Consider the following 20,380-nt stretch of genomic DNA (forward strand, 5'->3'; position numbering starts at 1 on the left):
CCTTCTGCAGAAGACCGGACCGGCGCTCGAAACCAACGAAACAGCAAACCAATGAACGGGGTCAGTTCTTCACTTCGCCAAAGGGGTCAAATCCTCGATTCGCTTGACAGTTCCTCAGTAGTCCCTCACGGCATGGATCCTCGGGTCGCGCCTTTCGCTGCGCTCAGGCTTGCCCGAGGATGACGAAGTCGAGAGGCGCGCGCTTCCTTTCTGCCGCCAAAGGGAAAGGGCACAGGACGTACCCCCGCCAGCGACGAGCGCAATGAGATCGAGGCGGGGCGCTGAAAAGCCTATCCGCTTCTCACGTTCCCCGCGGCTTCGCCCTGCTGGTGGCGGCGGCGAGACGCGGGTTTTCCGGCCAGACATGCCTGGGGTAGCGGCCGCGCATTTCGGTGCGCACATCCGCCCATGAGCCACGCCAGAAGCCGGGCAGGTCGCGCGTGGTCTGGATCGGGCGGTGGGCCGGCGACAACAGTTCAAGCGTCAGCGGCACGGTCCCGCCGGCAATGGCGGGATGGTGATCGAGGCCGAACAGTTCCTGGACACGGATGGCCAGCACCGGCTGGTCGCCGTCATAGCGGATGGGCACATGGCTCCCCGACGGCGCGGCGAAATGGGTCGGCGCCAGCGTTTCGATGCGCCGCTGCAATTCGTGCGGTACCAGCGAGGCAACGCCTGCCGCCAGCACATCGGAGCCGACCGCGGCGAACGATGCCTGCCCGCTCAGGAATGGCAGCAGCCACTCGTCCAGCCGCTCGACCAGCGCCTCGTCGGAGACGTCCGGCCATGGTTCGCCAAGGCCGCGATGAAGCCAAGACAAGCGCTGCCGCAGCGTCTCGGCAGGCTTGCTCCACGGCAGCAGCGCAAGGCCATGGGCGCGCACGGCCTCAAGGATTGCCCGGTCGGCTTCGGCGCCGGTCGGCGGCGGCAGCATCTTCTCCGACAGCACGACCGCGCCGAGGCGGCTTTGCCCGCGCACCCTCACGCTTTTCGCATCGACATCGAATGAGGTCATGCGCCTGTTTTCCATGCGGTCGGCGAGTGCGGTTCGAATGTCGGCCTCGGTGACCGCGGCAGCCGCGGTGATGCGCGCATTCTGCGCCTTGCCCCGCAGGTCGGCGACAACAAGGTAGGTCTCGCCGGCAAGCGGGTCGGTGGCATCGAGGACTGCACCCGAGCCGTTGGCAAGGACAAAGCGGCCCCGCTCGCCGCGCGCCCTGGCAACACGGTCGGGCCAGGCGTGCAGGAGAAGCGCGCCGGGATCGGCGTTACCTTCCCCTTGCGAGGCGGATGAGACGCTGCGCGCCAGCCGTTCCGCCAACTGCCGTGCAGCAAGGGCGCGCGGCGAGCGGTCGGACAGGAAGCGCGACATTCGCCGCTCGAGATCGGTGCTGTCGCCGCCAAGGCCGCGCTCGGTGAGCAGCACCGCAAGTCCTGCTGCCTCCAGCGCCTGACCGGCGCGCGCCGCTTCGGCAACCATATGTGCAAGCCGCACCGGCAAAGCCAGCCTGCGCATCGCCTGCCCGGCTTCGGTCAGGCGGCCGCCGGCGTCGATGGCATGAAGGGTCTTGAGCAGGCCGCGGGCCTCATTCAGCGCAGGCGCAGGCGGCGGGTCGAGGAAGGCGAGGCTGGATGGATCGGCGACGCCGAAGGCGGCGCAATCGAGCAGCAGTCCTGACAGGTCGGCCTCAAGGATTTCCGGCGGCGTGAACTGCGGCATGGCTGCGGTCTGCTCGGCCCGCCAAAGCCGGATGGCAACGCCTGGCTGGGTGCGGCCGGCGCGCCCTGCCCGCTGGTCGGCGGATGCGCGCGAGACACGCACGGTTTCCAGCCGCGTCAGGCCGCTGGCCGGCTCGTAGCGCGGCAGGCGCGCCAGCCCGCTGTCGATGACGACGCGCACGCCGTCGATGGTGATCGAGGTTTCCGCAATCGACGTGGCCAGAACCACTTTGCGCCGGCCAGCTGGAGACGGCCGGATCGCGGCATCCTGGGCCTTTCCGTCCATCATCCCATGGAGCTTGACGATATCGGTATCGGCCCCGACGCGACTTTCAAGACGTTCGGCAGTGCGCTCGATCTCACGCTGGCCGGGCAGGAAGGCAAGGATGCTGCCGCTTTCGTCGGCAAGTGCGCCACGAATGGCCGCCGCCATGGCGTCCTCGATCGTAGCGCCTGCCGGCCGCTCGTCATGGCGTAGCGTGACGGGAAAGGCGCGGCCCTGGCTCTCTATTACCGGGGCGCCATCAAGCAGGCTGGCGACACGCGCACCGTCAAGCGTTGCCGACATGACCAGCAGCCGCAGGTCGGGCCGCAGCGCGCCTTGCACGTCCAGCGCCAGCGCCAGGCCGAAATCGCCATCCAGCGAGCGTTCGTGGAACTCGTCGAAGATGACAGCGCCAATGCCGGGCAGTTCCGGCTCGTCGAGGATCATGCGCGACAGCACCCCCTCGGTGACGACGAGTATTCTGGTGGCTGCCGAGGTGCGGTTTTCCATGCGCATGGCATAGCCGACCCTTCCCCCCGGTTCCTCGCCGACAAGGGCAGCCATGCGGCGTGCCGCGGCGCGTGCAGCCAACCGACGCGGCTCAAGAAGCAGGATCTTGCCGCTGCCGAGCCAAGCGGCGTCGAGCAGCGACAACGGCACCAGCGTCGTCTTGCCGGCGCCGGGTGGCGCCACCAGAACGGCCTTGTTGCCGGCGGCAAGCGCTTCGCCGAGCCTGGGCAAGGCGGCGCATACCGGAAGCTTGGGAAGAGACAGGGCAGTCATTCAGGATGGCTTCTTGGCGCGCTCACGAAAGCACCCGCATACCAGCCGGCTACGGCGCTAGGCAACCAGCCGGTGCCGTCCCGCACGCCTATCGGACCTGACGCGAGTCAATTCCAGTAGCAGCCGAGGTCAAAGCTCTATTCGGCGGCGTTGGCTCCGTCGCCGGCATCGTCGGCACTTTCCCCGCCATCATCATCGACATCAAGGATCGTGGCCAGTTCGTCGACGCTGAACTGGATCGTGTAGCGCTGCTTCGAGGCGGGGCTGTAAATATCGCGCGCAACAAAGGTCAGCGTGATGTCCTCGCTCGAAATCGAGATATCCTTGCGTTCCAAGGGGTGGTCGAAAATGACCTTGGCTTCGCCGTCGCGCTTTGCTGGCCGAACCGATATCTTCATGCGAGAACCCATGCACGGAACATGCCAACAAAAATGCCCCAAATTGAGACAATAGTTCCGGCTGGGTGACAGGGCATGCCGCTCACTTGGATGTTCAGACTGCCTCCCAGCCGTCCTTGTCGCCGGCACGGAAGATCGCGTCGATGACCTTCTGGTTCAGCACCGATTGCTCAAGCGTGAAGACGTTATCCGAGCCACCTTGGGCAACGCGGGCGAATGTCTCGACTTCGAGCCGATATTGCTGCGCGCCGGCAAAGCGGAAGACCTGAGCCTCGCTATGGTTCTGATTGTGCAATTCGACGCGATGGTAATCGTAAAGCCCGGCATTGAACGGTGCGGCCAGTTCGATGAAACCCTTGTCGCCGTGGAAAACCATGACCTGCCGCGCAGCCATCTGCGTTGACAGGTAGAACGACAGTTCGAAATCGCCGAAATCAGCGCGCACCGAGGAATAGACGTCTGTGCCGAAGGTCTTGTCGCGCTCGACCGTGGCCTGCACGCGAAGCGGCTCCCTGCCCGTGGCGAAGCGCGTCGTCACGGTAGGATAGACGCCGATGTCGGGAAGCGCGCCGCCGCCGAGGTCGAGCTTGTTGCGCATGTTGTTGGGATCGACATTGTGATAGGAAAACGCCCCCTGCACATGCCGCAGCCGACCGATGGCGCCGCTCGCGATCAGGTCGCGAACCTTGAGCCACTGCGGGTGGTAGGTGACCATGAAAGCCTCGCAAACCAGCACCTTGTGCTTGTCGCGCAGCGCGATCAGCGGAGCTATGTCCCCGGCATCGAGAGCCAGCGGCTTCTCCACAAGCACATGCTTGCCGGCTTCGATGGCCTTGGCCGTCCATTCGACATGCTGGGAGGTCGGCAGGGGAATGTAGACACCGTCGACCTCGCCCGATGCCAGAAGCTCTTCGTAGGAACCGAAGGCATGTGGCGCACCGAAACGCTCGGCCAGTGCCCGAGCCTTGGCGAGATCGCGGCTGGCGATGGCGGCGAGAACGCCGTTGTCCGCCTCAGCCATTGCCGGCAGAAGGTGCTCGCGCGCGATCTTGGCTGTCGACAGAACTCCCCAGCGGAACATGCGGCTTCTCCTGATCAGTGGCAACTGGCAATGGAAGTGTAGCGGAAGGATTGCCCGAACCACGTGGAAAAGCCAATGGCATCCGACCGCAAAGTCACCCGCGCCGACCCGTCAGGGTCATGTCGAACACCACGACGTTGGAATAGATTGGCGTGCCGACGTCCATGCCGTAGCGCGAGCGCAATACGCGACCGGTGACGTGAAACTCAATGCGACCCGATTTGAGGCCGCTGAGTTCGGCGGTGAACTTTTCCGGAAATGTCTTGCCCCTTGCCGTCAGACGGCCAGCGATCAGGGCGGTAGTGCCGCTGGTGCGCTGCACACTCGTCGAGCGGAATTCCAGTGAACGCTCATTGGCGGTGTCGAACACAGCGTCTGAGCGGAGAAAGGCATCAATGCGGCTTTCGCCAGTTGCGACGCTTTCAGGGAAAATGGTGATGCTGACTGCCGAGCGAGTGACATCGCGATTGTCAATGCGAATGGTGCCGGTGAAGTGGGCAAAGGCGCCGTTCAGACTGCCGCCGCCGACATTGGCTATGGAAAAGCGGATCGAGGAACCGTTCTGGCTGATGGCATACCGGCCTGCGGCAGTGCTGAGCGAAACGGCGGCGCTGGCGGGCAAGACAAGCATGCAAAGTGCGGCAACTGCCGCGAAACCGAGGGCACGGGCAGGCATCGGGGCCTCCTTCGTTGAAGGCGGTGGATCGGCAGTCACATGAGATAAACGACAGAGCGATGCGCCCTATTCCACCTCTCGCCTGCCTTCGTGAAAAGAAGGCGCGAACATGCGGACAAGGACCCCGTCACGCAGCCAAAACTGATGCCTCAAGGCCGCAGCAAGATGCATCGCCACCAGGGCCATCCCGGCATAGGCAAGATAAACGTGAACGTTCAGCCAGAAACCTTCGGCACTGGCGGACATGCCGAGCGGCAGATTTGGCATGATAAACAGCCCGAACGGCATCGAGGGGATGGCCAGCACCGAGGTCGACACCAGCGCCCATCCCGAAAGCGGCAGCGCTAACTGGAACAGATAGAGCGCAAAATGGGCGAGGGGCGCCGCGTGGCGTTCAAGTTGGCCGGTTTGCGGTGGCAGCGGCGGAACAACGTTGCCTAGCCGCCAAGCGATGCGCAGAACGACAAGGCCAAGCAGCAGGAAACCAATGGATTTGTGCAGTTGTATCATCTCGAACGAGATGCGCTGGCTAGTCACGCGTGTCATAGCCAGGCCAAGTGCGAACAGACCGATGAAGAGGACGGCGATGATCCAGTGCAGGATGATCGCCCCCCAGCCGTAGCCGCCCGGTGTATTCTTGATGCGCGCGTTCATGCGATAGGAACGGATCGGCCGGCCGACGTCTTCCCGTGAGGCTTGTCGAGTGGCGTTTATCCCCTCAGCACGCCGCCGGTCTGCTTGGCGACATTGTCAACGATACGCTTGGCCAGCGCTTCAAAATCCTCGTCGGTCAAGGTCTTTTCGAGCGGCTGGATCGAAATCTCGATAGCAATGGACTTCTTGTCGGCCCCAAGGGACGGTCCTTCAAAGATGTCGAAAACCGAGACGCCGGTGATCAGCTTCTTGTCGGCGGCAAATGCTGCCTTGGTCAGAGTACCGGCCTCGATCTCCTTGCCGACGACGAAGGCGAAATCGCGCTTCACCGCCTGGAAGGCGGAAAGCTCCAGCTTCGGCTTGGTCCGCGTCGGCTTGGCCTTCGGCTCCGGCACTGCATCGACGAACACCTCGAAGCCGCAGAGCGGGCCGGACACATCGAGCCCTTCCAGCGTTTTGGGGTGGAACTCGCCGAAATGCCCGAGCACCACTTTCGGGCCGAGCTTGATCACGCCGGAACGGCCCGGATGATACCAGGATGGAGCGCCGGTCTCGATCTGCAGCCGGTCTACCGGCGCGCCGCAGGCTTCGAGTGCGGCCAGCGCATCCGCCTTGGCGTCGAACACGCCGACAGTCGGTGCATTGCCGGACCAGTGGCGGCCGGAGCCATCCAGACCCGCGGTGCCGCGGCGCACACCGGCGGCCACGCGGCGCTGGTTTTCAGGCGCGTCACCTTCATAGGTACCCGACACTTCGAACAGGGCGACATCGCCGATGCCCTTGTCGGCATTGCGCTGTGCTGCCGCGATCAGCCCCGGCAGCAGCGAGGGTCGCATGTCGGACATGTCGGCGGCAATCGGGTTGACGAGTTTCAGCGCCGTCGGGCCGCCGCCAAACATTTCGGCGTGCTTGGCCGGGATGAACGACCAGGTGACCGCCTCCATCATGCCGCGCACGGCCAGCGCGCGCCGCGCGGCGCGGGTACGAATTTGCAGCACGGTCAGGATCTTGCCATTGACGGCATCGTGGCTGGCCAGCGGCTGCGGTGCAATTTCATCGACGCCATGCATGCGCATGACTTCCTCGACCAGATCGGCCTTGCCGTCGACATCCGGGCGCCACGACGGCACTACGACATCGACAACGCCGCCCGAACCCTTCGGCTGGAAACCGAGGCGCGAAAGAATGTCGAGGCTTTCCGTCTTAGGAACATCGAGGCCGGTCAGCCGCTTGACTTCCGACAGCGGGAAGGAAACGATTTTCGGCGTATGCCCGGCATAGCCAACGACTTCTCTCTCGCTCGGCTCACCGCCGCACAAGTCGAGTACCAGTTTGGTCGCCAGGTCCAGTCCCGGCACCATGAATTCAGGATCAACGCCGCGCTCGAAGCGGTAGCGCGCGTCGGTGATGATGCCGAGCGAACGGCCAGTACGCGCGACGTTCAACGGTGCCCAAAGCGCGGATTCGATCAGAACGTCAGTGGTGTTCTCGTCGCAGCCGGTGCGTTCACCGCCCATGACGCCGGCGATGGATTCCGCGCCGTCATTATCGGCGATCACGCACATTTCAGGCGACAGCATGTATTCGCGGCCATCGAGCGCCAGCGCCTTCTCGGCCACCTGCGCACGGCGTACGACCAGATTGCCGGCGATCTTGCCTACGTCATAGACGTGCAGCGGCCGGCCGCGGTCGAAGGTAATGTAGTTGGTGATGTCGACCAGCGCACTGATGGGCCTGAGCCCGATAGCGATCAGCCGCTGCTGCAGCCATTTCGGCGAGGGGCCGTTCTTGACACCGCGCACGAGGCGGACCGCGAAACCGGGGCAGAGCTCGGGCGCTTCGATCGTCACCTTGATCGGGCATTCGCCCTGGCCGGCGATGGCGGCAATCGGCGCGGTCTTGAGCGTGCCGAGGCCGCTAGCCGCCAGATCGCGGGCAATGCCGTGGACGCCCGTCGCATCCGGATGGTTCGGCGTCAGATTGATCTCGATCATCGGATCGTCGAGATGGGCATAGGCCGCATAGCTCGTGCCGACAGGCGCATCGGCGGGCAGATCGATGATGCCGTTGTGCTCGTCGGAAATCTCGAGTTCGCGCTCCGAGCACATCATGCCACGGCTTTCGACGCCCCTGATCTTGCCGATGCCGAGAGTGACGTCGATGCCGGGAACATACGTGCCGGGCGCGGCAAAAGCGCCGATCAGGCCCGCCCGTGCATTGGGCGCACCGCACACCACCTGCACCGGCGGCCGGCCGTCGCCGGTGTCGACGGTGAGCACCCGCAGCCGGTCGGCATCGGGGTGCTGCACCGCCGTCAGCACTTTGGCGATGACGAAGGGCTTTAGTGCCGCCTTGTCGTCGACCTGCTCGACTTCAAGGCCGATTGAGGTCAGCCGCTCGACGATTTCATTTAGCGAGGCCTCGGTCTCAAGGTGATCCTTGAGCCAGGAAAGCGTGAATTTCATTTTCTTTCTCCTGCCTTACGCGCTCAAGCCGCCAAACAGCGTCGGCATGTCGAGCGGGCGGAAACCGTAATGCGACAGCCAGCGCACGTCGGCGTCGAAGAAGGCGCGCAGATCCGGCATGCCGTATTTCAGCATGGCGATGCGGTCGATGCCCATGCCCCAGGCAAAGCCCTGATATTCGTCGGGATCGAGCCCGCCGGCGCGCAGCACGTTGGGATGCACCATGCCGCAGCCTAAAATTTCCATCCAGTCGGAGCCTTCGCCGAAGCGCACTTCGCCGGGCCGCGAACGGTCGCACTGGATGTCGACTTCCAGGCTTGGCTCGGTGAACGGGAAATAGGACGGACGGAAGCGCATGTTGACGCTCGGCACTTCGAAGAACGCCTTGCAGAACTCTTCCAGCACCCATTTCATGTTGGCGACATTGGCGGTTTTGTCCACCACCAGCCCCTCGACCTGATGGAACATCGGCGAATGGGTGGCGTCGCTGTCCTGCCGGTAGGTCTTGCCCGGAATGACTATGCGGATCGGCGGCTTCTGCGTCTCCATCGTGCGGATCTGCACCGGCGAGGTGTGGGTGCGCAGCACCTTACGCTCGCCATTGGCGTCCGGCTGGAAGAAGAACGTATCATGCATCTCGCGGGCCGGATGGCCTTCCGGGAAATTCAACGCGGTAAAATTGTAATGGTCGGTCTCGATATCCGGCCCTTCTGCAATCGAAAAACCCATGTCGCCGAAAATGGCGGCGATCTCGTCGATGACCTGGCTGATCGGATGGATGCGGCCGCGCTCGGCCGGCGACTGCCGCACCGGCAAGGTGACGTCGACTTTCTCGGCAGCGAGGCGAGCGGCAATCGCCAAATCCTTCAATTCCGATTTACGGCTGCTCAACGCCTCGGTGACTCTGGTTTTCAGGCCGTTGATTGCCGGGCCTTTGACCTGGCGCTCATCGGGGCTCATCGCGCCGAGCGTCTTCAGCATCTCGGAAATCGAGCCCTTCTTGCCGAGCGCCGCAACGCGCACCGCTTCGATTGCCGTCTCATCCGCGGCGTGGGCGACCGCTTCCACCAGCGATCGTTCGAGTTGATCGATATCCGTCATGATTGTCCTCTTGGCCGCTCGCGGCCTGTCACTGAAACGGGAGAAACCGGCTGCCCCGCGGTGCTCAGGGCGTTGCTCAGAAAGCGTGTCGCCTCAATGGCAAAACGACCGTCCTTGCCCAGCAGATCGTGCGGGACAAGGCGCAGCGGCGCCACCGCCCGCGAAAAGAAGCCGGTGAGCGTGCGCAACGCCGGAATGACCTCCAGCGGTGCAGCAGCGCGATAGGCGGCAAGGGCGCGCGATTGCGTCTGCGGCAAGGCGGCGCGAGGCGATATCTGTAGGAATAGCAGCCAGGCATCTCGCGCTTGGGCCATCACCAGCGGCATAACCGCCTCAGGTTCCTCCTCGAAATCGAGAAAGCCGACCTCGCCGTCGCGCAGGAACATGTCGCGTGGGTGCGGCCTGCCGTGACAAAGGCCGGCGCGATGCACCTCCCCCAAGGCCCGGGCGAGATCGACAAGAAACTCGTCATGGCGCGCCGGGTCGGCGGCGAGCGCCCCTGTCAATGTCCTTTGCGCAACCTCACCAACGTCGGACAGCACCAGCACCGATTGGTTCGAGAACACGACATCGGCAACGGCGAAGCCGCCGGCACGGAACTGCGCCATCTTGCGCACCTCGCGCTCGATGGCTTCGACTGCGTTCACCTGTGCAGAAGAACGCAAGAATACCGGCAGAACAGGCGAGACCAGCGCGTGCAGAAGTTTGGCAAGCGACTTGCGCTGGGCGTCATAGCGCTTGATCCAGACGATGCGGCCATCGACGGTTGCCCGCGACACACGCAAAGACGCCTGCGCGACGACGAGGCGCAGCAGCGTCGCCAGTCCGTCCGCGGAAAGCACATCCGTGTTGATGTCCGGTTCGTCGCTCATTCGATCCACATGAAAAACCCGCGCCAGCTCTGCCAGCGCGGGTTTCCCAAATCAGATTTGCAAAAGCTTGGGAGGGCGCTGGTCCGGAGCATGATCCCGAAAAGTTGCAGACTTTTCGGTGAAGACCATGCTCCTCACAATTCCTAGCCGCATTTCTCCTACGCGCGCCCCTTCGTGGCGCGCTGGAAAATGCTAGGCTACAGCGCTTTCAAAAGCATTCGGCGTCGTGTCCTTCAGGTACTCAAGCGCGACCTTGGCCTTGGCCACGAGCGCGGCGAAAGCCTGCGGCTCATGGATAGCCATGTCAGAAAGCACCTTGCGGTCGATCTCGATGCCAGCCTTGTTGAGGCCGTCGATGAAGCGGCCATAGCTCAGGCCGTGCTCGCGGGTCGCCGCGTTGATGCGCTGGACCCAGAGGGCACGGAAGTTGCGCTTGCGGTTCTTGCGGTCGCGGTAGGCGTACTGCAGCGACTTCTCGACCGCCTGCTTGGCGATGCGGATGGTGTTCTTGCGGCGGCCGTAGAAACCCTTGGCGGCTTTCAGAACCTTCTTGTGCTTGGCGTGGCCGGTAGTGCCTCTTTTTACGCGCATGTCATGATCTCCTTCATATCGCTCTCAACCGGCTCAGAGGCCGCCGCCGTTAGGCAGAAAATTCTTAATGACCTTCTTGCCGTCCGGTTCAGCCAGAACCATCGTGCCACGGGCATCGCGAATGAATTTGTTGGAGCGCTTGATCATGCCATGGCGCTTGCCGGCGGCAGCCGACAGGACCTTGCCGGTCGCAGTGATCTTGAACCGCTTCTTGGCAGCGGATTTGGTCTTCATCTTGGGCATTTTGCTTTTCCTTTACTGGCGCGCACCATTACGCTTGTCGGTTGCTTCGGGCCGACCAAAGCCCGAAAAGCAAATGAAACCGCCACGGCATGCCCTGCCGGGCGGCTTTCTTGAACGGCGGCTCTATACGTCAAAGCCGTTCGCCGCGCAACACCTGTCAGCGCAAGTGGCGGTTCGTGCTGCTATGGCACCCGGAACAGGACCGGCAATGTCCCGGCTATTTGCGCACCGTCGATCATTTCGAAGACCGGCATGGCGACCAGGAACACCAGACCGTCGAGCAGCGTGGTCAACAGCAGGCGCGGCCTGAAGGAACCGGTATCGCCCTCGCTGTAGAGCGAAAGGTTGGGCATGAAACGCGGGACCTTGGCCAGATAGGCCTGGTAGGGCGCACCCATCAATTCCGACAGGAAGCGCTCCTCGCGCAGGATGACGATATGGAATGCAATCGCGCACAGCAGCCCAAAGCCGATCATGGCGGTGAACGATCCCATCTGAGCACCAACGCCAGCCGAAGCCAGGGTCGAGAAAACGTAGAGCGGATTGCGGGTAATGGAATAAGGACCGCCGGTCACGACTTCGGCCGACTTGCGGCCGCCGATATAAAGCGTCGACCAAAGGCGCCCGACGATGCCGAGGAAGATCATCACGACGCCGGCCATTTCGATGGTTTCGTGAACGATCGATTCGGGCGGAAACATCGACTGCCCAACCAAAAGCAAGGCAAACAGCGCAACGATCAGCACTGCCAGGACGTAGCGACGGGTGCGCTGATAATTGCCGAGCGTCGGCCGGTCACTCTGATCGGCAGCCTTCTGTTCCAGGATATTTTCGCTCACGGCAAATCCAGTCATACGCCAACTGCCACGACGATCAACATGGCATGGCTGCAAGAAAAAGGCGCCTCCCGTGAGGCGCCCCATGAAAATCAAACCGTCAACGCGGTGCCAGCACCATCATCATCTGGCGGCCTTCGAGCTTGGGTTCAGCCTCGACCTTGGCGATCATGGCGACTTCCTCGCGCACCTTGTTCAGAAGCTTCATGCCAAGTTCCATATGCGCCATTTCGCGTCCACGGAAACGCAGTGTCAGCTTGACCTTGTCGCCTTCCTCGAAGAAGCGGCGCACGGCGCGCATCTTCACCTCATAGTCATGGTCGTCGATGTTCGGGCGCATCTTGATCTCCTTGATCTCGATGACCTTCTGGTTCTTGCGCGCTTCGGCAGCCTTCTTCTGGCTGGCGTATTTCATCTTGCCGAGATCGAGGATCTTGGCGACCGGTGGATTGGCATTAGGAGAAATCTCGACGAGATCAAGCCCGGCCTCTTCGGCGAGCAACAACGCATCGTTGATGGAAACTTCACCTTTGTTTTCCCCGTCGGCATCGATGAGTTGAACGCGGGGAACGCGAATGTCAGTGTTTGCGCGCGGTCCATCCTTTGTGGGTGCCGCTGCTTTGAAAGGTCTGCGAATGGTCGTGGTCTCCTTGAGCCGTTAAAGGACAGGGTTGCGTTTTCTTGCCTGCGGACGCGCCTATGTGGGAAACGCGCGCGGGCTGTCAATAGCATAGCACACATCAGAAATCATCAGAATCCACAGCATCCGGCCTGCCCTAAACGAAGAAATCGACAGGCTGCTTTTCGCGGTTGCCCGCCTGTGCCAAAAGACGCCGCCCGCAAGGAACCATGCCATGACCATAACCACGCCAGAGTTTCTGGATGTCGAAGGAACGCCGATTGCCGTTCGCCGCGCCGCCGGTATCGCGCCGGGCATCGTCTGGTTGGGTGGCTACAAGTCCGATATGCTTGGCACGAAAGCCGAGGCGCTGGCATCGTGGGCGGCTGGCCGGGGGCGTGCTTTCCTTCGTCATGACTATTCCGGCCATGGCGAGTCCGGCGGTGCATTCATCGATGGCACCATTTCGAAATGGCTGAGGCAGAGCTTGGTCGCGTTTTCGCAGTTCACAAAGGGGCCACAAATCCTGGTCGGCTCCTCCATGGGGGCCTGGATTGCGCTTCGAATGGTTCAGGAATTGAACAAGACCGGCGAACGGCGCATCGCCGGACTGGTTCTGATAGCTCCTGCGCCCGACTTCACGGCCGAACTGGTCGAGCCGGCCCTGACAGATGCGCAACGGCGCGACCTCGCCGACAAAGGCTATTTCGAGGAGCCGTCGGATTATTCGGATGCGCCCTATATCTATACGCGGTCCCTGATCGAGGACGGCCGTGACAATCTGGTGATGACGGGGCCGATCGACACGCATTGCCCGATTCATGTGCTGCAAGGCATGGCCGACGAAGCGGTGCCGCATGGCCATGCCTTGAAGCTGACAGGTCTCCTGCCCGCCGACGACGTAACCCTCTCGCTCATTCCTGACGGCGATCATCGGTTATCGAGGCCCCAGGACCTGGACATGCTGATACGCGCAGTCGAGTCGATGGTGGAAAGGTCCGCTTGACCGTGCGTGTCTCCATCCCCGTTTCGGCATTCGTCGCAGCAATCGTCGGCTTTGGCGGTACGCTGGCAATCATTATTGCTGCTGCTGCAGCCGTCGGCGCAACGCAACTTGAGACGGCGAGCTGGGTGACCGCGATCTGCCTTGCCATGGCCATCGAAACGGCATGGCTTTCCTGGCGAACCCGAATGCCGGTCATCACTGCCTGGTCGACGCCTGGTGCCGCGCTGATTGCCGCCAGCACCGGCTTTACGATGAGTGAAGCGGTTGGAGCCTTTCTTGTCACAGGCCTGCTGCTTGTTGTAACCGCGTTGTTCAAGCCCTTGACCCGATTGATCGCCAAGATCCCGGCCTCGGTGGCGTCCGGCATGCTGGCCGGTATCGTCGTCACCTTCGCGACGGGTGCGGTGAACACCATCCCCGCCGATCCCTGGCTGATCGTGCCGCTGATTGCCGCGTTCTTCGTGCTACGGCTGGTCAATCCAGCAGTATCGGTGCTGGCCGTGCTGATTGGTGGTGGCTTCGCCGCCTTCCTGACCGGCCGCGTCGGCGGCCTACCGACGCCGGAACTGTCAACACTCACACTGATTGCGCCTGAATTCACGCCTGCAGCGATCATCGGGCTGGCCGTGCCACTCTACCTCGTCACAATGGCTTCCCAGAACCTGTCCGGGCTCGCGGTGCTCCGCGCTTCCGGTTACGAGCCGGCGCCAGCGCCTCTGATCGGTGTCACAGGATTGTTTTCGGTGTTGAGCGCCCCTTTCGGCGCCTCGACCACCAATCTGGCCGCAATATCGGCCGCAATCTGTACCGGGCCGGATGTGCATCCCGATCCGGCTGAACGCTGGAAGACCGGCCCCTTCTATGCGCTCGCCTATCTGGTGTTTGCCATCTTCGGCGCCTCGCTGGTGGCAATCTTTGCGGTGTTGCCGCAAAGCCTCATCGTGCTCGTCGCGGGTCTTGCCTTGATGGGACCGCTGGCCAATGCGCTCACCATAGCCTTGCAAGACGACAAGGACCGTATGGCCGCGACCGTTACCTTCGCTGCCACCGCGTCCGGGCTGACGCTGTTGGGCATCGGCTCCGCCTTTTGGGGCCTTGTCGGCGGACTTGTCGTACTTTTCCTCGACCGGCTCAAAAAACCATAGTCGTTACAAGGTCTTGTGCGGTTTTGGCGGCGGCTGTCTTGAATCGCCGTTTTTGTCTTCCCATTTCGATTTCAAGCAGCCGGGTCGGCTGCCTCCAACTGAAGGAACTGGAGAAGATGAACACGACTGCACTGATCCGTCCGGCCTGGACGCCGGCGACCATCGCATTGATGGTGATCGGCTTCATGGTGTTCTGGCCGCTCGGCCTAGCCATGCTTGCCTATATCATCTGGGGCGACCGGCTTGACGGTTTCAAGCGCGACGTGAACCGCGCTACCGACGGCATCTTTGCCGGCTGCCGCCGCAGCGCCGACAAGGCGAACTGCTGGGGCCACGGCTCGGCACGCACCGGTAATGTCGCTTTCGACGACTGGCGCGAGAAGGAACTCGTCCGACTCGATGAAGAGCGCCGCAAACTCGACGAGATGCTGGCGGAGTTCGACGAATATGCCCGTGAACTGCGCCGCGCCAAGGACCAGGAAGAGTTCGATCGCTTCATGGCGAACCGGAACAAATCCACTGCCCCGACGACCACTACGGACACTACCCCGAAGCGCCGTGGCGGCAAGCCGAACGACAACCTGCTTGACGACTGAGAGGTCGATCGGGCGGTGTCCAGCGGCGTCGCGAAAGCGGCGCCGTTTCTTTTTTGTTCTTTTCTAAAACCTCGAATCACGTATCGTCCGGCCATGTCCTTCGGCTTCTTCCGCAACCTGACAAAACCGACGCCACCTCCCTTGGAGGAGCGTCAACACACGGTTGCCGGGCGCACGCTGCCTTTGCGTATCGTCGAGAGCGACCGTACCCGCCGCCTGACGCTGAGGATCGACGCTGGCGGACAAGGCCTGCGAATCACAGTGCCGCTTGGCCTGCGCCGCGGCGAGGTGGAGAAATTCCTTCACCGTCACCAAGGTTGGCTCGAGCAGAGGTTGGCCAAGGTACCTGAACGGCCGCAGGTGCGGCCTGGCATCAAGCTACCTCTCTATGGCGTGCCACACGTCATCGTGCATGAGTCGGCCAAGCGCGGCACGGTCCTGGTCGGTGCCGGCGAGGACGGCCCAACGCTCGTCGTATACGGCGAGCGGGTCCATCTGCCGCGACGGCTCGCCGACTTCCTCAAGCGCGAGGCCAAGCGCGAGATCGAGGTGCTGGTCGAAAAGCACAGCTCAAAGGTGGGCAGGAAAGCCAAGGCCGTCCGCTTCAAAGACACTTCAAGTCGCTGGGGCTCCTGTACCTCGGATGGCAATTTGTCGTTTTCCTGGCGCATCATGATGGCGCCGCGCCCAGTTATCAATTACCTCGTCGCACATGAGGTGGCGCATTTGAAGGAAATGAATCACGGGCCGAAATTCTGGAAGCTGTGCGAGGAGCTTTGTCCCGACACCGAGCGCTGCAAAGCCTGGCTGAAGAAGAACGGCAGCGCGCTGCAGGCGATACAGTTTTAAAGAGAGAACTTTCCCCTCTTCTAGGACCAATCGACATTCAGGTTTCGGGCGTGGCGCGAGCCGGATTTCGGTCCTGAAAAGGAGAAAAGCGCAAGGCGATGTTGACCACCGTTGAGCATTTTCGACGCATTCAGGGCCGAAATACGCCGCGTCCCACTGGAATATGGCAAAAGTCGCCCATTTCCGCGTCGCGAATCCTCGACGGTGGTCCACACCGCCTTCGGCTCCGCTCCTCGAACTGAGCGATTTTTGCTCATACCACGCCTCAAACCCTGAATGTCGATTGGTCCTAGTCGTCATTCGCGGCATTCAGTTCGTCCGGCCGTAGCCTGTCATCGGTATAACGTGGCCAAGGCAGGAAATCCCTGTCGAAACTATCGCCGGAAAAATAATTCAACGCGCGGTGCGCCTCCGCCCCATTGAAGGCCGCCTTGGCCATGAGGTGCGCGATGACCTCATGCGCCTGCGACAACTTTTCCTTCAGTTGCACAACATTGTCGGGTTCCATTTCGGTGCTCCCGCCTTGTCCATGACAAGGAACTAGTGCATCGCTGGCAAACGGCAACACGTGCTTTTCCTCGACTTCGCCGCCTTTTCGTGCCAATGCCGCTGCCATGATGCCCGACAAAAAGACGCTCGACATCAAGATTTGCGGCTTGAAGACCGGGGTGGCGCTGGCGGCAGCGCTGGTCGGCGGCGCCAGCCATGTCGGATTCATATTTTTTCCGAAAAGCCCGCGCAACGTCGCCCCCTCAGAGGCCGGCCGGTTGCGCAAGCTTGCCAGTGGCAGGGCGAAGGCGGTTGCCGTGACCGTCGATGCCGATGATGCCTTTCTCGACACTATCGTGGCCGAAATGCAGCCCGACATGCTGCAACTCCATGGCAGTGAAAGCCCGGAACGCGTGAGCGATCTGAAGGCACGCCACGGTCTGCCGGTAATGAAGGCGTTCCCCGTTCGAGAAACGGCGGACCTCGCTGCAATTACGCCCTATCGCGGCGTGGTGGATCGCTTCCTGTTCGATGCCAAACCGCCCAAAGGGTCTCAATTGCCCGGCGGCAACGGCGTGTCTTTCGACTGGACCATCCTTGCCCGGCTTGACGCTGGCGTCGATTACATGCTTTCGGGCGGCCTCAACGCCGCCAATATCCGTGAAGCCTTGCAACTTGCTAACCCGCCCGCCATCGACATATCGTCGGGCGTGGAAAGCGCGCCGGGCGTCAAGGATGCGGCGTTGATCGAGCAATTTTTCAAAGCCGTCCGTGCAGCACGCGACGACCGCGCCGCCTGACGTGCAAGCCAGAAGCATGCAGCGCATCTGGGAACACCAGTTCCTGGCGCTGGACATGCTGCGAATGGAACTCTAGGAGATCGGCAATGAACAAGCCGGCAATGTCCAATTCCTTCCGTACCGGCCCTGACGAACAGGGCATGTTCGGTATTTTCGGCGGGCGTTTCGTTGCCGAAACGCTGATGCCTTTGATCCTTGAGTTGGAACGCCACTGGAACGAGGTCAAGAATGACCTGGAATTCAAGGCGGAGCTACAGGCGCTCTCCACTTTCTATGCCGGTCGGCCATCTAAGCTCTACTTCGCGGAGGGCCTGTCCAAGCATCTGGGCGGAGCGAAAATCTATTTCAAGCGCGAGGACCTGAACCACACCGGCTCGCACAAGATCAACAACTGCCTCGGCCAGATCCTGCTCGCCAAGCGCATGGGCAAGAAGCGCATCATCGCCGAAACCGGCGCGGGCCAACACGGCGTCGCCTCGGCAACGGTTGCCGCGCGTTTCGGTTTCCCGTGCGTGGTCTATATGGGCGCCACCGACGTTGCCCGTCAAAGCCCCAACGTGTTCCGCATGAAACTGCTCGGTGCGGAAGTGAGGCCGGTCACGGCCGGCCACGGCACGCTGAAGGACGCCATGAACGAGGCCCTTCGCGATTGGGTCACCAATGTCGAAGACACCTACTACCTGATCGGCACCGCCGCCGGCCCGCATCCCTATCCGGAACTGGTCCGCGACTTCCAGTCGGTCATCGGCATCGAGGCTCGCGCCCAGATCCTCGAACAGGAAGGCCGGCTGCCTGACGCCATCATCGCGGCAGTGGGCGGCGGCTCCAACGCCATCGGCCTGTTCCATCCCTTCCTCGACGACGCAGACGTCCGCATCATCGGCATCGAAGCCGGTGGTCGCGGTCTCGACGGCATCGAGCATTGCGCGTCGATGAATGCCGGCAAGCCGGGCGTGCTGCACGGCAACCGCACCTACCTCTTGCAAAACGACGACGGCCAGATTCTCGACGGCCATTCGATCTCGGCCGGCCTCGACTATCCCGGCGTCGGCCCGGAGCACTCCTGGCTGCGCGACACGGGCCGGGTGGAATACGTGCCGATTCTCGACGACGAGGCGCTGGAAGCGTTCCAGCTCACGACCCGGGTGGAGGGCATCATCCCGGCGCTGGAATCAGCACACGCTATCGCCCATGCGATGAAACTTGCGCCGACAATGGCCAAGGACCAGATCGTCATCGTCAACCTGTCCGGCCGCGGCGACAAGGACGTACACACGGTCGCCTCGATGATGGGCATGGAGATCTGAGATGACCACGACCCGCATCGACCGCCGCATGGCGAAGCTTAAAGTTGAGGGCCGGCCGGCGCTCGTCACCTATTTCATGGGCGGTGACCCGGACTACGACACCTCGCTCTCCATCATGAAGGCGCTGTCCCGTTCGGGCGCGGACATCATCGAACTCGGCATGCCGTTCTCCGATCCGATGGCCGATGGCCCCGCGATCCAGGCGGCGGGCCTGCGCGCCCTCAGGGCCGGGCAAACGCTAGGCAAGACCTTGAAAATGGCGTCTGATTTCCGCGCCAGCGATAACGAGACGCCGATCGTGCTGATGGGCTACTACAACCCCATCTACATTTATGGCGTCGACCGTTTCCTCGCCGATGCCAAGGCATCTGGCATCGATGGTCTGATCGTTGTCGACCTGCCGCCGGAAATGGACGAGGAATTGTGCATTCCAGCGCTGAAGGCCGGCGTCAACTTCATCCGCCTGGCCACGCCGACCACCGACGACAAGCGCCTGCCCAAGGTGCTCGAGAACACGTCAGGCTTTGTCTACTATGTGTCGATGACGGGCATTACCGGCTCCGCCCTTGCAGATACCGGCAAAGTGGAGGAGGCGGTCAAGCGCATCAAGAGCCACACCGACTTGCCGGTCTGCGTCGGCTTCGGCGTCAAGACGGCGGAGCAGGCCCGTACCATCGGTCAGTCGGCCGACGGCGTCGTCGTCGGCACCGCGATCGTCAACGCGGTCGCCAATGTGCTCGGTCCCAATGGCGAGCACACCGCCGACCCGGCGCAAGCCGTGGCCACGCTGGTTTCCGGACTTTCGCAAGGTGTACGCGCCGCGCGCCTCGCCGCTGCCGAATAGTTCGCCTACCTGATCGGTACAACAGTCGCGGACAGGAGCCGTACGATGAACTGGATCACCAACTACGTTCGCCCGAAGATCAACTCGATGCTCGGTCGGCGCGAAATGCCAGAAAATCTCTGGATCAAGGATCCGGAGAGCGGCGAGATGGTTTTCCACAAGGATCTGGAAGAGAACCAGTTCGTCATCCCCGCCTCCGGCTACCACATGAAGATCTCGGCCAAGGAACGGCTGAAATTCTTCCTCGACGGCGGTAAATACGAGCTTCTCGAGAACCCCAAAGTGGTTCAGGATCCGCTGAAGTTCCGTGACGAGAAGCGCTACACTGATCGGCTGAAGGACGCCAAGGCCAAGACCAACCTCGAAGACGCCATCCTTAATGCGCTGGGCACCATCGAGGGCCTGCCGGTCATGGTGACGGTACAGGATTTCGCTTTCATGGGCGGCTCGCTCGGCATGGCCGCCGGCGATGCCATCGTTCACGCCTTCGAGGTGGCACGTCAGCGCAAGCGACCGCTGATCCTGTTTGCCGCCTCGGGCGGCGCGCGCATGCAGGAAGGCATTCTGTCGCTCATGCAGTTGCCGCGCACCACGGTCGGCGTTGACCGCCTGAAGGAAGCGGGCCTGCCTTATATCGTTGTCCTCACCAATCCGACCACCGGCGGCGTGACCGCCTCCTACGCCATGCTGGGCGACGTGCACATCGCCGAGCCCGGTGCCTTGATCGGCTTCGCCGGTCCGCGTGTCATCGAGCAGACGATTCGCGAAAAGCTGCCCGACGGCTTCCAGCGCGCCGAATATCTGATGGAACACGGCATGGTTGACATGGTGGTGTCACGCCTGGAGATGAAGGGGACGATCGCAAACCTGCTCAAGTTGCTCCTCAAGGTGCCTGAGAAGGACAAGGCGATCGAGCCGGAAATCCTGCCGCCAGCTGTGGCTTCCGGTGAAACGCGGCCCCACGCCTGATTGGGTTCGTTCTTTGACGCTAGAGGCGTCGGGTTGAAAAGCGCCTTCGCGCCTACCTGCCCGAAGTTCCAT

At 62.3% G+C, this 20,380-nt stretch carries 21 protein-coding genes; 8 read left to right on the forward strand and 13 right to left on the reverse strand.

Annotated features, from left to right (window positions below; genetic code table 11):
- Positions 1-301: 301 nt before the first annotated feature.
- From hrpB to infC, 12 genes are all read right to left on the reverse strand, one after another.
- Positions 302-2,767 (reverse strand): ATP-dependent helicase HrpB, encoded by a 2,466-nt coding sequence (gene hrpB / locus ASD64_RS14220; RefSeq protein WP_056106105.1) that lies wholly within the window; start codon positions 2,765-2,767, stop codon positions 302-304.
- A 137-nt stretch (positions 2,768-2,904) separates the two neighbouring features.
- A complete protein-coding gene (locus ASD64_RS14225; protein WP_056106108.1) occupies positions 2,905-3,165 on the reverse strand; it encodes a hypothetical protein in 261 nt (86 codons plus the stop codon).
- Between the two features lie 94 nt (positions 3,166-3,259).
- Positions 3,260-4,246 carry a Gfo/Idh/MocA family protein gene (locus ASD64_RS14230; RefSeq protein WP_056106110.1) on the reverse strand — a complete coding sequence of 329 codons (987 nt, stop codon included), beginning with the start codon at positions 4,244-4,246 and terminating at the stop codon, positions 3,260-3,262.
- A gap of 94 nt (positions 4,247-4,340) precedes the next feature.
- On the reverse strand, positions 4,341-4,922 hold the full coding sequence (locus ASD64_RS14235; RefSeq protein WP_056106112.1) for a YceI family protein: 582 nt from the start codon (positions 4,920-4,922) through the stop codon (positions 4,341-4,343).
- Between the two features lie 66 nt (positions 4,923-4,988).
- Positions 4,989-5,576 carry a cytochrome b gene (locus ASD64_RS14240; protein WP_056106114.1) on the reverse strand — a complete coding sequence of 196 codons (588 nt, stop codon included), beginning with the start codon at positions 5,574-5,576 and terminating at the stop codon, positions 4,989-4,991.
- Positions 5,577-5,632: 56 nt separating this feature from the next.
- Positions 5,633-8,041 carry a phenylalanine--tRNA ligase subunit beta gene (gene pheT / locus ASD64_RS14245; RefSeq protein WP_056106116.1) on the reverse strand — a complete coding sequence of 803 codons (2,409 nt, stop codon included), beginning with the start codon at positions 8,039-8,041 and terminating at the stop codon, positions 5,633-5,635.
- A gap of 15 nt (positions 8,042-8,056) precedes the next feature.
- The gene (gene pheS / locus ASD64_RS14250) at positions 8,057-9,142 is read right to left on the reverse strand and encodes a phenylalanine--tRNA ligase subunit alpha (protein WP_056106119.1); all 1,086 of its coding nucleotides are present in this window, start codon (positions 9,140-9,142) and stop codon (positions 8,057-8,059) included.
- Positions 9,139-10,014: a hypothetical protein gene (locus ASD64_RS14255; protein WP_056106121.1), complete on the reverse strand. Its 876-nt coding sequence runs from the start codon at positions 10,012-10,014 to the stop codon at positions 9,139-9,141. Before ASD64_RS14255 ends, pheS begins: the two co-directional genes overlap by 4 nt.
- Positions 10,015-10,206: 192 nt before the next feature.
- Positions 10,207-10,605, reverse strand: a complete 399-nt coding sequence (gene rplT, locus ASD64_RS14260; RefSeq protein ID WP_056106123.1) for a 50S ribosomal protein L20 — start codon at positions 10,603-10,605, stop codon at positions 10,207-10,209.
- 33 nt (positions 10,606-10,638) lie between these two features.
- Positions 10,639-10,848 carry a 50S ribosomal protein L35 gene (rpmI, locus tag ASD64_RS14265; protein ID WP_056106125.1) on the reverse strand — a complete coding sequence of 70 codons (210 nt, stop codon included), beginning with the start codon at positions 10,846-10,848 and terminating at the stop codon, positions 10,639-10,641.
- Positions 10,849-11,030: 182 nt separating this feature from the next.
- Positions 11,031-11,687, reverse strand: a complete 657-nt coding sequence (locus tag ASD64_RS14270) for a methyltransferase family protein (protein WP_244480801.1) — start codon at positions 11,685-11,687, stop codon at positions 11,031-11,033.
- Between the two features lie 97 nt (positions 11,688-11,784).
- A complete protein-coding gene (gene infC, locus ASD64_RS14275; protein ID WP_082550005.1) occupies positions 11,785-12,321 on the reverse strand; it encodes a translation initiation factor IF-3 in 537 nt (178 codons plus the stop codon).
- 217 nt (positions 12,322-12,538) lie between these two features.
- Here infC and ASD64_RS14280 point away from each other — a divergent pair, with 217 nt between their 5' ends.
- The 4 genes from ASD64_RS14280 (at position 12,539) to ASD64_RS14295 (ending at position 15,899) form a co-directional block, all read left to right on the forward strand.
- A complete protein-coding gene (locus ASD64_RS14280) occupies positions 12,539-13,309 on the forward strand; it encodes an alpha/beta hydrolase (protein WP_056106128.1) in 771 nt (256 codons plus the stop codon).
- Positions 13,310-13,311: 2 nt separating this feature from the next.
- Positions 13,312-14,454: a benzoate/H(+) symporter BenE family transporter gene (locus ASD64_RS14285; protein WP_156460176.1), complete on the forward strand. Its 1,143-nt coding sequence runs from the start codon at positions 13,312-13,314 to the stop codon at positions 14,452-14,454.
- Positions 14,455-14,570: 116 nt separating this feature from the next.
- Positions 14,571-15,050: a DUF2852 domain-containing protein gene (locus ASD64_RS14290; protein ID WP_056106580.1), complete on the forward strand. Its 480-nt coding sequence runs from the start codon at positions 14,571-14,573 to the stop codon at positions 15,048-15,050.
- Between the two features lie 93 nt (positions 15,051-15,143).
- The gene (locus tag ASD64_RS14295; protein ID WP_056106133.1) at positions 15,144-15,899 is read left to right on the forward strand and encodes a M48 family metallopeptidase; all 756 of its coding nucleotides are present in this window, start codon (positions 15,144-15,146) and stop codon (positions 15,897-15,899) included.
- Positions 15,900-16,188: 289 nt separating this feature from the next.
- Here ASD64_RS14295 and ASD64_RS14300 read toward each other — a convergent pair whose 3' ends face one another.
- Positions 16,189-16,407 (reverse strand): hypothetical protein, encoded by a 219-nt coding sequence (locus tag ASD64_RS14300; RefSeq protein WP_056106581.1) that lies wholly within the window; start codon positions 16,405-16,407, stop codon positions 16,189-16,191.
- 106 nt (positions 16,408-16,513) lie between these two features.
- Between ASD64_RS14300 and ASD64_RS14305 the strand changes: the two genes are divergently transcribed.
- The 4 genes from ASD64_RS14305 to accD all read left to right on the forward strand — a co-directional run bounded on the left by ASD64_RS14305 (position 16,514) and on the right by accD (position 20,308).
- Complete coding sequence (locus ASD64_RS14305) at positions 16,514-17,188, forward strand: phosphoribosylanthranilate isomerase (RefSeq protein ID WP_244480802.1); 675 nt, start codon at positions 16,514-16,516, stop codon at positions 17,186-17,188.
- Positions 17,189-17,274: 86 nt separating this feature from the next.
- Positions 17,275-18,495 carry a tryptophan synthase subunit beta gene (trpB, locus tag ASD64_RS14310; protein WP_056106135.1) on the forward strand — a complete coding sequence of 407 codons (1,221 nt, stop codon included), beginning with the start codon at positions 17,275-17,277 and terminating at the stop codon, positions 18,493-18,495.
- Position 18,496: 1 nt separating this feature from the next.
- Positions 18,497-19,339, forward strand: coding sequence for a tryptophan synthase subunit alpha (trpA, locus tag ASD64_RS14315; RefSeq protein ID WP_056106137.1), 843 nt, complete (start codon positions 18,497-18,499; stop codon positions 19,337-19,339).
- 45 nt (positions 19,340-19,384) lie between these two features.
- Positions 19,385-20,308 (forward strand): acetyl-CoA carboxylase, carboxyltransferase subunit beta, encoded by a 924-nt coding sequence (gene accD, locus ASD64_RS14320; RefSeq protein ID WP_056106139.1) that lies wholly within the window; start codon positions 19,385-19,387, stop codon positions 20,306-20,308.
- Positions 20,309-20,380 lie beyond the last annotated feature (72 nt).

Origin of the sequence: Mesorhizobium sp. Root157, assembly GCF_001427385.1 — a bacterium.
Lineage (GTDB): Bacteria > Pseudomonadota > Alphaproteobacteria > Rhizobiales > Rhizobiaceae > Mesorhizobium.